This is a genomic window from Neobacillus niacini, assembly GCF_019749295.1.
GTDB classification, from domain to species: domain Bacteria; phylum Bacillota; class Bacilli; order Bacillales; family Cytobacillaceae; genus Neobacillus; species Neobacillus niacini_D.
Map to the genome: position 1 here is coordinate 566,474 of NZ_JACWFG010000001.1, position 12,273 is coordinate 578,746.

Annotated in this window: 11 protein-coding genes; 2 read left to right on the forward strand and 9 right to left on the reverse strand. The window is 37.9% G+C overall.

What is annotated here, in order from left to right; translation table 11 throughout:
• Nucleotides 1-315 precede the first annotated feature (315 nt).
• A complete protein-coding gene (locus H0184_RS02675; RefSeq protein WP_221820606.1) occupies nt 316-1,119 on the forward strand; it encodes an alpha/beta fold hydrolase in 804 nt (267 codons plus the stop codon).
• A 46-nt stretch (nt 1,120-1,165) separates the two neighbouring features.
• Here the strand turns inward: H0184_RS02675 and H0184_RS02680 are convergent, their stop codons facing one another.
• The 9 genes from H0184_RS02680 to yknW all read right to left on the reverse strand — a co-directional run bounded on the left by H0184_RS02680 (nt 1,166) and on the right by yknW (nt 11,542).
• Nucleotides 1,166-1,945 (reverse strand): SDR family oxidoreductase, encoded by a 780-nt coding sequence (locus tag H0184_RS02680; protein WP_221820607.1) that lies wholly within the window; start codon nt 1,943-1,945, stop codon nt 1,166-1,168.
• Nucleotides 1,946-2,085: 140 nt separating this feature from the next.
• A complete protein-coding gene (locus H0184_RS02685) occupies nt 2,086-2,700 on the reverse strand; it encodes a YitT family protein (protein WP_221820609.1) in 615 nt (204 codons plus the stop codon).
• A 110-nt stretch (nt 2,701-2,810) separates the two neighbouring features.
• Nucleotides 2,811-4,451: a long-chain-fatty-acid--CoA ligase gene (locus tag H0184_RS02690; protein ID WP_221820612.1), complete on the reverse strand. Its 1,641-nt coding sequence runs from the start codon at nt 4,449-4,451 to the stop codon at nt 2,811-2,813.
• 324 nt (nt 4,452-4,775) lie between these two features.
• Entirely contained in the window at nt 4,776-6,458 is a 1,683-nt protein-coding gene (locus H0184_RS02695) for an ABC1 kinase family protein (protein WP_221820613.1), read from the reverse strand.
• Between the two features lie 143 nt (nt 6,459-6,601).
• Entirely contained in the window at nt 6,602-7,771 is a 1,170-nt protein-coding gene (gene trpB / locus H0184_RS02700) for a tryptophan synthase subunit beta (RefSeq protein WP_221820615.1), read from the reverse strand.
• A gap of 90 nt (nt 7,772-7,861) precedes the next feature.
• Nucleotides 7,862-9,055 carry an ABC transporter permease gene (locus tag H0184_RS02705; protein ID WP_221820618.1) on the reverse strand — a complete coding sequence of 398 codons (1,194 nt, stop codon included), beginning with the start codon at nt 9,053-9,055 and terminating at the stop codon, nt 7,862-7,864.
• Nucleotides 9,052-9,747 (reverse strand): ABC transporter ATP-binding protein, encoded by a 696-nt coding sequence (locus H0184_RS02710; protein WP_221820620.1) that lies wholly within the window; start codon nt 9,745-9,747, stop codon nt 9,052-9,054. Before H0184_RS02710 ends, H0184_RS02705 begins: the two co-directional genes overlap by 4 nt.
• Entirely contained in the window at nt 9,744-10,871 is a 1,128-nt protein-coding gene (locus tag H0184_RS02715) for an efflux RND transporter periplasmic adaptor subunit (protein ID WP_221820622.1), read from the reverse strand. The genes H0184_RS02710 and H0184_RS02715 overlap by 4 nt, the downstream gene beginning before the upstream one ends.
• Entirely contained in the window at nt 10,871-11,542 is a 672-nt protein-coding gene (yknW, locus tag H0184_RS02720; RefSeq protein WP_221820624.1) for a YknW family membrane protein, read from the reverse strand. The genes H0184_RS02715 and yknW overlap by 1 nt, the downstream gene beginning before the upstream one ends.
• Nucleotides 11,543-11,720: 178 nt before the next feature.
• Between yknW and H0184_RS02725 the strand changes: the two genes are divergently transcribed.
• Nucleotides 11,721-12,266: an NADPH-dependent FMN reductase gene (locus H0184_RS02725; protein WP_221820626.1), complete on the forward strand. Its 546-nt coding sequence runs from the start codon at nt 11,721-11,723 to the stop codon at nt 12,264-12,266.
• Nucleotides 12,267-12,273 lie beyond the last annotated feature (7 nt).

Here is a 12,273-nt window from a genome sequence, read left to right on the forward strand (position 1 = left end):
CGACACATTTCTACAATATTCCAAATAAAACTCTTATATTATTCAAATCCTTCATGATATGACTATTTTTTCAACTCCAATAGGATGTAAGAATTAAAGAAATTTGTCGAAAAAAACTTACTTGCCACAAAATTGTAACAGTTTTATTTGACAATATCCTCATTTCCCTCTGCTAAATCTTTGCTTACATTAAGTTAACTAGATAAAATAATATTTTCCTATAAATGTTTACAGCACTTTCAGTACCATTTTTGTTCTTTCAGATTGTGAGATTTCATATAATTTACAATATATAGTAAAAAGGGAGTGATAAGAATGCCAATTACTAAGGCAAATGGAATTGAATTATATTATGAAGTTCATGGTGAAGGTGAACCGCTGCTTTTAATTATGGGTTTATCCCTTACTTCTAAATCATGGTTTCGAACATTGCCCGCTTTAAGTGAACAATATAAAGTGATCGTATTCGATAATCGCGGTGTAGGTCTAAGCGGGAAACCTAATACTCCCTACTCAATTGAATTAATGGCCGAAGACGCTAGATCTGTTTTGGACGCCGCAGGTGTAGATTCAGCACATGTTTACGGCATTTCTATGGGAGGAATGATAGCGCAAAGATTTGCTGTCAACTACCCGGATAGAGTTAGGTCCCTCATCCTAGGCTGCACGACATCAGGAGGAGAAAAACATGTACAACCTGGTGCTGAGGTATCTATGCTAATGCTGTCTAGAGGTTCATCTACAGCCACACCAGAAGAAATGGCCTGGGCAACTGCTCCTATCCTTTATAGTCAATCGTTCATCGAAAATCATAGGGAACTCGTCGCTGAAGATGTCCAAAGGCGAATTGAGATACCTGTCCTTCCCTACGCTTACATGCTGCAGCTCCAAGCATGTCTAGCTCATGACACATATAATGAAATAGACCAAATAAAAGTACCTGTTTTGGTTATTCATGGAACTGAGGATAAATTAGTTCCATATGAAAATGGTGTTACACTGGCCGAGAAAATACCCAATGCTGAATTTCTGACCATTAATGGCGCCGGTCACATCTATCTAACGGAAGCGAATGATTTAGTAAATAAAAGAGTCCTAGAGTTTCTAAATAACCTATAATTTCATCCCAAAAATGCCCAATCATTTTGACTGGGCATTTCTATTTTTACTGAACACTTGCACTTGTCCCGCCGTCTACAACCAGAACATGACCGTAAACATAGTTAGAAGCATCACTGGCTAAAAATAATGCTGGGCCTTTCATATCGTCATCAGATCCAAATCGTCCTGCCGGTGTTCTCTCAAGTATTTTATCCCCTGAATAATCTAATATCCCTTTTGCCATCTTTGTTGGGAAAAATCCTGGAGCAATGGCATTGACATGAATATTATATGGTGCCAGTTTAACTGCCAGATCTTTCGTAAACGTAATGACTGCTCCTTTACTGGTTGAATAGCCAATTGCATCCATCACTGTTGGATCTTGACCGCCAAGTCCTGCTATCGAAGCAATATTTATGATTTTACCAGAACGCTGTTCCTTCATAACTTTCCCAACTGCCTGCGAAAATAAGAACACGGCTTTAAGATTGATATTCATTACCTTATCCCATTTGTCTGCAGGCATTTCTAGTGCAGGGGCCCCCCAGCTTACACCACTATTATTGACCAAAATATCAATTCTTCCAAACTCTTTAATAGTCTCATCAACAACATACTGAATTTCCTCAGGATTTGAAACATCACATTTTAATGCAAGTGAACGAACCCCTTTTGCTTTTAGACTATCGCTAATTTGCTGACAAGCCTCAAGGTTTCGAGAACAAACAACCACATTTGCACCAGCATCTGCATAGGAATCTGCTATTTGTTCACCAAGACCTCTTCCTCCTCCGGTTACAATTGCTGTTTTCCCTTGTAAACTAAATAAATCATTAACTGTCATCTGCCTTATCACTCCTTTATTCTATTACAATTATTATTCTAATAAATGGTAAATTTGTAAACTTACGATTTTCGACATTTTTCTGCATTTCAACAAAAAAAATCCATGATATTCATGGACCCTTTTACTCAAGGTTTGTTTTATTTGATAATGAAATCAATCGTTTTATACGCAATGAAAAATGTTGCCAAAGAAAAAATTGCCTCTTTCAATCCAAATATAAAAATAGAGCTTCCAAAAATAAATAAATTAAAAAACATAACAACTTCTCCAATAGAAAAAGGGGTTCGTTTACTTATTAAAATGGCCAATACCTCTGTACCATCTAAGGATCCTCCAAATCGAATCACACAACCCACACCTAGTCCTAAGGTAATCCCGCCTATTACAATAACAATTAATGGATTACTTGTTAGGGAAGAAAATGGTTCAAAAAAATGGGTTACGAATGAAAGGACAGTTATCGCAAAAAGACTTAGGATTAGAAATCTCTTTCCAAGGTAAGAGTAGCCCAAAATAAAAAAAGGAGTATTTAATAATAATAGAAATAAACCAATTTCTATGCTGGTGATATGAGAGAGAATAATACTTAGTCCTACAATACCGCCATCAATAACACTATTTTTCACCAACAATAACTGTAAGGATACCCCAACTAGTGAAGCCCCGCAGAAGACGTATAATAATCTTTTATTAATAGATATATAAGCAGATCGGGTATAACTATTATAATAACTAACTCTCTTCTTATACATAATCCGCCCCTTCAGCTAGATTTATCTCTCCTTTACAGTATATTCTTTTAAATATGAATAATGCCCGACCATCTGGTCAGGCATCTTGTTTTACTATCTTTAATGGCTGATTAAGCTTTTATTTTTGCTAGCTCTTCATCTCGGAGCACTCTTCTAAGTAGTTTACCAACAGATGATTTTGGCAGTTCAGTTAGGATTTCAACTTCTTTCGGAGTCTTGTATGGAGCAAGATTATCCTTTGCAAACTGTATAACTTCTTCTACAGATAGTGTAAAACCTTCTTTCACTTTAACAAAAGCCTTTACGGTTTCACCTCTATAGGTATCAGGAATGCCAATAACAATCGCTTCTTCTACTTCTTCCATTTGATAAAGGACCTCTTCTACTTCACGTGGATAGACATTGTATCCGCTCGCAATAATCATATCCTTTTTACGATCAAGGATATAAAAATACCCTTCTTCATCCATTCTTGCAATATCTCCTGTAACCAACCAGCCATCCTTAATCACTTCTTCTGTATCCTTAGGTCGGTTCCAATATCCCTTCATTACCTGTGGACCTTTAACAATTAGTTCTCCTGATTCTCCAACAGGAACATCTTCAAATGCCCCATTTTCTAACTCGCGAACAATCCTTATTACCGTGCTAGGTACTGGTATACCGATACTTCCATATTTCCTTGGTAAAAATGGCGGATTAAACGCAACTGTCGGTGCTGCCTCAGATAAGCCATATCCATCTCTTAAGATTGCACCAGTTATTTTTTCAAATATTTTCGCTTGTTCAACTGGTAATGGCGCCCCGCCGCTGCCTACGTATAAAAGATTTTCGAAACCGCACTCTTTTAATAGTTCAGGCTGACTATTTAGAGCAAAGTACATTGTTGGAACCCCAGCAAAAATGGATGGTTTTTCCCGTTTGATCGTTTCAAAGACTTCTCTGATATCGAAACGAGGCAATACAATTTGATTTGCACCTTCCCTTAATCCGCATAAAGCAACACTCGAGAGCCCATATACATGGAACATTGGAAGAACCGTAATCATTTTGAAGTTATCTGGTAAATCATCACATGTATTATATATAAAATCGCAAACCTGATTGAAATTGGCTAATAGATTATTGTGAGTAAGCATAACTCCTTTTGGAACACCTGTGGTACCACCTGTATATTGTAGTACTGCTAAATCCTCATATGGGTTAATCTCCACTTCCGGGGTAAGTATTTCACCTTGAAGTGCCTGTTCAAAGTAGTAATCTCCTTCTCCAAGCTCTTGTCTTTCACCGCCAAAGCCTACCACAATAACCTTTTTCAAGGAAGTGGCCGATTGGACCTTTTTAATTCTTGGATAAAAAGCATCATGAGCAACCATGTATTTAGCTCCTGAATCCTCTAAGACAAATTCTATTTCTCTCTCAACATACATTGGGTTCACTTGTACCGCAATGCACCCTATGCGGAAAATAGCAAATAAGGTAAAAATATAATGAGGACAGTTCGGAAGCATAACACCTACTGTATCCCCTTTTTTCAAGCCCTCTTTATGTAATGCAGATGCTAAACTGTCTACAATCATTTTCGTTTCCTGGTAGCTAAAAACTTTACCATAAAATGTAAATGCAGTTTTTTCACTAAAACGGGCAACCGCATCTTCTAGGAAATCGTACAAGGATTCATACTTTACACTTACATGCTCGTCAACTCTAGGATCATAAAACTTTAACCATGGCTTTTGTTGATAAATCATAAACACATGCCTCCCAAAAATTCAATTCCTGTTTCAATTTTCATTATTTGTGATTGGAGGCATTCTTGTAAACGTGCGAATCTCGACACTATCTGCTATGATTCTTGGTGTTTTTATTCAGAAAAAAGGGTCATCCTGTTTTATCACTTTACATATAAAAATCTTGGAAGAATGCAGTCGAATTTTGTCGACGTTTTAGTGATTATTCACAAAACCTTAACAAAAAGGTGTGAAATTTCTTTGACAAATAAACACAAAAAGAACCCTGCATAAAATGGTTTCAATTTGTTACACAGAGTTCTAATTAATATAGTCCATCTTCTACTAAAATCTCCCTGATCTAAAAATGGAATAAAGCAGCAGCAGGAACAATGCGGCGGCAATACCAAATCCTATTTCTATAACTGGCAGTTTGTATAACAGGATTGATGTTTGTCCTGATAAGGAGGCTCCAATAATAATGCCTACCAAAATAATACTAAAGGAAAGCAATATGATACTAAAGGAAAGCCTGTTGCTTATCCGATTAAGTTTATTGAGGACCGGGTCAATTTCAGGTGTTGAAATTTCAATCTGCATCTTTCCCTTACTCATAACAGAGGTAAAATCTTTGATTGTTTTTGGGAACTCATGAAGGATATTCCCATATTCTGAGAAGTTAGACCATGCAAACTCTGCCATATTTTTGGGTTTAAAACGATCCATAAGCAGTTGTTTTCCAAATGGTTCCGCGACAGCTAATATACTTATTTCGTGGTTTAGCTTTTCAACTGTCCCCTCCAAAGTCAGCAGCGTTTTTCCTAAAATCGTTAAATCTGTTGGTATCGTAATTTTATGTCGGCAGGCAACTGAAAACAGTTCATTAACAGCCGTACCAACACTCATCTGGCTAAAAGGAACATCAAGATACTTTTCCCGAAGCTTATCTACATCTGAATGTAACTGTTTTACATTTACATCCTCTGGTACAAGTCCCATGCTCGTAATGGCCCTCACAACATCAGCTGTATTTTTACGCATTAAGGCAATCACAAAAGAGGCTATGTGAGATCTCATTTCGGGAGTGATTCGTCCCACCATACCAAAATCCATAAATGCAATAACCTGCCCTGGCAGGGCAACGATATTCCCTGGATGGGGATCGCCATGAAAGAATCCATCAATTAAGATTTGATGAAAAATAGCATGGACTACTTTTTCACCTATTTCCTTTGTGTTGTATCCCTCTTGATGAAGCTTTTCGATTTCATTTAATTTAATTCCATCAATAAATTCCATCGTTAATATCTTTTTGGTCGTGTAAACCCAATATACCTTGGGAATGTTGATCTTGCTGTCTTTACTAAATTGTTTAGCAATCTTTTCAGCGTTTCTTCCTTCATTTTCGTAATCTAATTCTTCACGAAGAGACCTTGATAATTCTTCTACAATCGTCCGTATCTGGTACCTTTCAACCCAATCAATTCTATTTTCCGCTAATCTGGCGAGGTCTTGCAGAATTTCTAAATCCGTTTCAATCACACTCATAATATTGGGACGTTGAACTTTAACAGCAACACGCTCTCCAGTCAGCAAGACAGCATGATGGACTTGCCCGATAGATGCGGCAGCCACCGGTGTCTCACTGAATTCTAAAAATGAATTTTCGAGTGAATCAGCTAATTCCTCCTCGATTATTCTTTTCACTTCATCAAATGAGAAAAGAGAAACATTGTCCTGAAGTTTCACCAGCTCTTGAAGAATTTCAGCCGGAATAATATCAGGTCTAGTGCTGGCAATTTGGCCGATTTTTACAAAGGTTGGGCCAAGCTCCTCGAGAAACATTCTAATTCTTTCTCCTGTTGTTCTGCTATTCAGTGATTGATTCCCTTCAATAAATACTCTCTTCGGAACTGATAACAATTCTAGAAGTCCTAATTCCTTCATGACCAACCCAAAACCATACTTAGTAAAGGCATATACAATGTCTCGATACCGTTGAATATGTCGTATTTTTTTCTTAATCATCTATGTCACTCCTGCTGGGAGTTTTTATTATTTACTTCCCCGAATCAAGATTCTCACTTTTTCCTAAGATTTACAAGGTCATTCACTGATTGTTCGATTAAATAACAAAAAGACGCATCTATACTAGATACGTCTCTTTTATATTATTGCTTTTTCAACATTTTAAATACTTGCTCCACATCTTTATCGCCGCGGCCTGATAAATTTACAATTAAGACATCATCTTTCGGTAATTCTTTTGCTAGTTTTATAGCATAGGCAACGGCGTGGGAGCTCTCTAACGCTGGGATAATCCCCTCCGTTTTACTAAGAAGTAAAAATGCTTCTAATGCTTCTTGCCCAGTAACCGTCACGTATTCAGCTCTTCCACTTGTTTTCAAGTGGCTATGCTCAGGCCCAACACCAGGATAATCTAAACCGGCTGCGATTGAATAGGTTGGCTGAGGGTTACCATTTTCATCTAATAGAGTTAAACATTTAAAGCCATGAATGACTGCAGGGGTTCCTTTTGTTAAGGTTGGTGCTTCTTCCGGCTCGACCCCAATCAAGCGGACATATTTTTCATCGATATAATGAGCAAAAGCACCAATAGCATTACTGCCTCCGCCAGCACATGCAATGACAGCTGTTGGCAGCCTTCCTTCTTTCTCGATAATTTGGCGCCTTGACTCTTCACTAATGATGGATTGAAAGTATTTAACCATGGATGGATATGGATGGGGACCAACTGCCGAGCCTAACAAATAAAATGTATTTTGGTAGTTTTGAACTAAGTCAGCTAAAGCTTCATCCACTGCGTCCTTTAATCTGCCCTGTCCTTTTTCTACCGGGATTACCTTTGCACCTAATAGCTCCATCCTAAAGACGTTTAATGCCTGACGCTCTGTATCAAGCTTGCCCATATAGATAATACATTCCATTCCAAACATTGCACATGCTGAGGCCGTCGCAACACCATGCTGACCTGCTCCTGTTTCGGCAATAATTCGTTTTACGCCCATACGTTTCGCCAATAATATTTGTCCAATCGCATTGTTTATTTTATGGGCACCAGTATGGTTTAAATCTTCCCGTTTAAGATAGATTTTTGCTCCGCCCATTTGTTTCGTTAAATTTTCTGCATAGGTAAGCGGGTTTTCACGCCCAACATATTCCTTAAGATAGAAGTTAAACTCCTCGATAAAATCCGGATCATCTTTATACTTTACAAATTGTGCATCCAAATCATTCAGAACAAGCTGCAGCTCATCAGGCACAAAACTCCCGCCAAATTCTCCAAAATAACCCCTATTCTCTACACTAACCTTTTCCATACTCAGCTCGTCTCCCTGCTACTAAAATATTACTCATGCTAGAGTTGAAATTATTATAATATATATTTACTGAATATTCAAATAAAATATTTACTCATATCTCAACGCTTCAATTGGGTCTAATTTAGATGCCTTATTTGCTGGCAGCAGTCCAAACACAACCCCAATCACCATCGAAAAGACAACACCGCCTAACACTACCTGCCACGATATTAATGATGGCCATCCTGCAAAGAAACTTACAATACTTGCAGTACCCCAGCCTAGAAAAATCCCAAGGATCCCGCCAATTAATGTTAATGTCATCGATTCAATTAAAAATTGAGTTAAAACCTGCCCTCTAGTCGCGCCAAGAGCCATACGAATTCCAATTTCTCTTGTCCGTTCTGTTACAGAAACGAGCATGATATTCATGACACCAATACCGCCTACGAACAACGAAATACCTGCAATACTTCCAATGATAATGGTCATGATTCTAGTAATCTGCCCAATCCCGGCTGCGATTTCTTCCATATTAAGCACCTGATAGGAATCTTCCGTGTTATGCATATTATTTAATAGTTTAGCAGCCTTTTTACCAGCAATCTGCAGCTGTTCTGATGATTCTGCCTGAAGGGTGACCTGTGTAAAATCACTGCTGCCATATATCGTCCGCCAGGTTTGGAATGGAAGATAAACCTCCATTGAACCAAATGAAAGCAGCCCTGTAGGTTTTTCTAATACACCAATAATTTCAATCGGCTGATTTGCCACTTTGATTACTTCACCTACTGGATTATCACCCTTAAATAGTTCCTCCTGGATTACATGACTTACCAAGCCAACTCTGCGCCCTCCTAGAAAGTCTGAAGTAGAGAAACTTCTCCCTTTTTCAACTTCCATTTCGTTCAATTTTAAATAAGCCTGATTAATACCTGTGGAAGACGCATCAGCGGTTTCCTGCTTATAACTAACAGTTGACATTTGAGTGCTGGAGGCAACAATACTTTTGATTTCTTGAATCTGCTCAATTGCCCGAATATCCTCCTGTTTAAACGGAGCCACAAGAAAGATATTTGGATTTGATCGAATTTCTTCATCAGAAGGCTGATAGAATAGTTCTACAGTGTTACCTGGACCGGTAATTTGTGTTTTAAGCATAGCTTCTCCGCCCTGCCCGATTGCGACTACAATGATAACCGCTCCAACACCAATAATAATCCCCAGCATAGTTAGAATGCTTCGCATTTTATGAGCTTTCAGCGAATTTAACGCCATTAAAAGGTTTTCCATAAAACTCATTCAAATGCCCCCTTACTGGAGGATGAAGGAGCCTGAATCATCCCATCTCGAACAAATATAGTACGTTTTGCATACTCTGCCACTTCGGATTCATGGGTAACTACAATGATAGTAACTCCCTCTTCTTGATTTAGTTCCCTAAATTGCTCCATTATAGCTACGCTTGTCTTCGAATCTAGTGCTCCCGTCGGCTCATCCGCAAGAATGATCTTTGGTTTATTAACAATCGCTCTTGCGATTGCAACACGCTGCTTTTGCCCTCCAGACAGGGCATTAGGAAGATGGTCCATTCTATCAGCTAATCCTACTTTTATTAATGCTTCTTCCGCTCTAGATTGGCGCTCGGATTTGGAGACCCCCGCATATATCATCGGAAGTTCTACATTCTTTAATGCTGACAATCGGGGTAATAAATGAAATTGCTGGAATACAAATCCAATTGATTGATTCCTTACCCTTGCAAGTTCATTTTCACTATAATGAGAAACGTTTTCCCCGCTAAGGTTGTATGTTCCAGTTGTTGGTTTATCTAAACAGCCTATCATATTCATCAAAGTAGATTTCCCAGAACCAGAGGGACCCATAATGGCAACGAATTCACCTTGCTCTATTCTTAAACTAATATTATTTAGTACATTCACGCTCTCTTTTCCAAGCAAATAGGTTTTGGTAATAGATTCCAGATGGATCATTTTACATTCACTTCCATGCCATCCTTGATTGATTCTGGTCCGTTAATCATAACTTTGTCATCCATTGATATACCTTCTAGAATTTCAATCTTACTTCCTGAAGTAATTCCTGTTTTAACTTTTTTCTTATTTGCTTTTCCATCCTTAATGATAAAAACATATGGCTGATCTCCATCATCAAATAAGGCGTCAATTGAAAGTACTTTTGCCAGCTTTTTGTCCGTTTCAATTTCCATGATTACTTGGAAACCAGGCTTTAATGCTTTACTATCACCAGTAATCTTCATCGTTACTGGATACTGTACAGCCTGATTTCCACTTTGAAGAGCAGTTTGATTTTGTTCTGGCAAAAGAGAAATCTTGATAATTTCTCCCTGCCATTCCTGATCAGGTATAGCATCAGTACGAAGGGTTACTTTTTGTCCACTATTTACTTTCAAGGTATCATATTCAGATAATAATCCGGTTACAATCATTGCATCGAGCTTACCAATATGTATAATAGGTTCAGCCAAGCTGTTTTCGAGAGAGGTTGAATGAGGTTTATTAACGGTGAGGACGACACCATCTATCGTACTCTTAATCTCTAACTCACTTTGACGCTTACTAAGCATATCCTTTTGAAGAGATGTTTGCTTCAACTCCAGATTGGCAAGTTTTTTTTCCATCTCGAGCTGGCCATATTCAGGATCCAGTTGTTTTTTCGCTTCCTTTTTTCCCACTTGATCTGAAAGAGTCTTTTCTTTCTCTTTTAAAAGCTTTAATTGATTATCAAGTTGATTTATTTTTAGATTAGCCGATTCAATAGATAGCTTATTTTGCTCCAGTTCAAGTTCAAGCTGAGGATTATGAAGCCTAGCTATTACAGTATCTTTCTTAACTTCCTGCCCCTCTTCTACAAGCAGTTCTTTTAGCTCGCCTTTTTCTGGTGAGGAAAAAACAATCTGTTCCTCTTCAAGCCTTACTGTACCTGGAATCATTAGCTCCGAGGAAATTTCCTCTTCCTTCATTTCAGTGGTTTCTACAGAAGGTCCTTTTGCAAAGACCTCCCGGTAAACACTGACTGAAATCATAATGGATACCAAGCTGACTACGCCTATTATGATCCAAATTTTCTTTTTCATTATAACATCGGCGCTCCTTGTAACAGGCTACCGATTAAAGTAAAACCAATTCCGATTAAAAAGAACACAATCGCAATGGTCCATGCAAGTCCCTTAGAGAGTTGGGCTGTTTTGTAAAGTCCAATGGCCGTTATAAACATAGTCCAGATTGCGAAAACCTCAATTGAACCTAACACTCCAACTTTATCTTGATTTAGTAATCCTGCTAAACTAGTAACATATATCTCCGAATTTCCACCAATGGCATATCTAATACCTGTATTTAGAATGAGCCCCACAGCACCGATTACCGCGATATACGTATTCATTGAAAATAATTGTTTAAATGTTACTGGCGAACTAGCAATCTTGGTAATTATTAAGTGGATTGCACTGCTAATAAGAACACCAATAATGGGTGTAAGGATGCCTGTTATGGCAATGGTAACTTTTGTAATACCTAATACTATGTCAACTTGATCTTCCGGAACTCCCTGTTCTATCAAGGTTGAAGCATCCATGGATAATGCCATTAAGGTCATTCCAATTGCATAAAGAATACTTACAATAACTAGCGGCAGCCAAATTTTCGGATTCTGTTTAATCCTTTCGAACTGTTCACCCGGACTCGTAAACATCCCTAATAATGAAGGTTTTGGTACTTTTGTAATGATTTCTGTTTGATTTTCCATTATTAACACCCCGATTTCCAATTATGTAAAATATTTCTTTTTAATTATACGATATAGCAGTAAGAAGGTTTCATTATTTCTGTTTCTTTTGTACTAATTCATCATCTGCGAGTCCCTGAATATGAATTACAATCATATAAGTGATACTATTATTACTGATATGAAAGGAGAGATATTCGTGAAAATCGCAGCACTCGTAGGGAGTAATCGAAAGGATTCATTTAACAAAAAATTAGCTTTATATATGCAAAAACGGTACAGAGCAACTGTAGAAATTGAAATTCTGCCTATAGAAAAATTACCGATGTATAATCAAGATGATGAGCTGACACCGCCGGAAATCGTTACAGAGATTAAGAAAAAAGTGGCTGATAGTGATGGTGTTCTTTTTGTTACACCTGAGTACAATCATTCTATTCCTGCCTTTTTGAAAAATGCAATTGATTGGTTTTCTCGTGTCGATAAGGTAATGGCAGGCAAACCTGTCATGATCGTGGGAGGCTCCCCTGGTGTATTAGGAACCGCGCGTGCGCAAATGCATTTACGTCAAATATTAAATTCTCCTGGCATATCTGCACTAACTTTACCGGGAAATGAAGTATTTATTGGTGCAGTTCATGAAAAACTTGATGAATCCGGCAGTTTGGTACATGAACCCACTGTTCAGTTTATTGATACGGTGATGGATAACTACATAAATTGGATAAAAAAACAAAGTCAATAAATGCAAA

What these genes read in the sequence shown, in the direction of transcription:
- H0184_RS02675 (WP_221820606.1), top strand. Translation starts at nt 316, where the DNA reads ATGCCAATTACTAAGGCAAATGGAATTGAATTATATTATGAAGTTCAT.
- H0184_RS02680 (WP_221820607.1), bottom strand. Translation starts at nt 1,945, where the DNA reads ATGACAGTTAATGATTTATTTAGTTTACAAGGGAAAACAGCAATTGTA.
- H0184_RS02685 (WP_221820609.1), bottom strand. Translation starts at nt 2,700, where the DNA reads ATGTATAAGAAGAGAGTTAGTTATTATAATAGTTATACCCGATCTGCT.
- H0184_RS02690 (WP_221820612.1), bottom strand. Translation starts at nt 4,451, where the DNA reads ATGATTTATCAACAAAAGCCATGGTTAAAGTTTTATGATCCTAGAGTT.
- H0184_RS02695 (WP_221820613.1), bottom strand. Translation starts at nt 6,458, where the DNA reads ATGATTAAGAAAAAAATACGACATATTCAACGGTATCGAGACATTGTA.
- trpB (WP_221820615.1), bottom strand. Translation starts at nt 7,771, where the DNA reads ATGGAAAAGGTTAGTGTAGAGAATAGGGGTTATTTTGGAGAATTTGGC.
- H0184_RS02705 (WP_221820618.1), bottom strand. Translation starts at nt 9,055, where the DNA reads ATGAGTTTTATGGAAAACCTTTTAATGGCGTTAAATTCGCTGAAAGCT.
- H0184_RS02710 (WP_221820620.1), bottom strand. Translation starts at nt 9,747, where the DNA reads ATGATCCATCTGGAATCTATTACCAAAACCTATTTGCTTGGAAAAGAG.
- H0184_RS02715 (WP_221820622.1), bottom strand. Translation starts at nt 10,871, where the DNA reads ATGAAAAAGAAAATTTGGATCATAATAGGCGTAGTCAGCTTGGTATCC.
- yknW (WP_221820624.1), bottom strand. Translation starts at nt 11,542, where the DNA reads ATGGAAAATCAAACAGAAATCATTACAAAAGTACCAAAACCTTCATTA.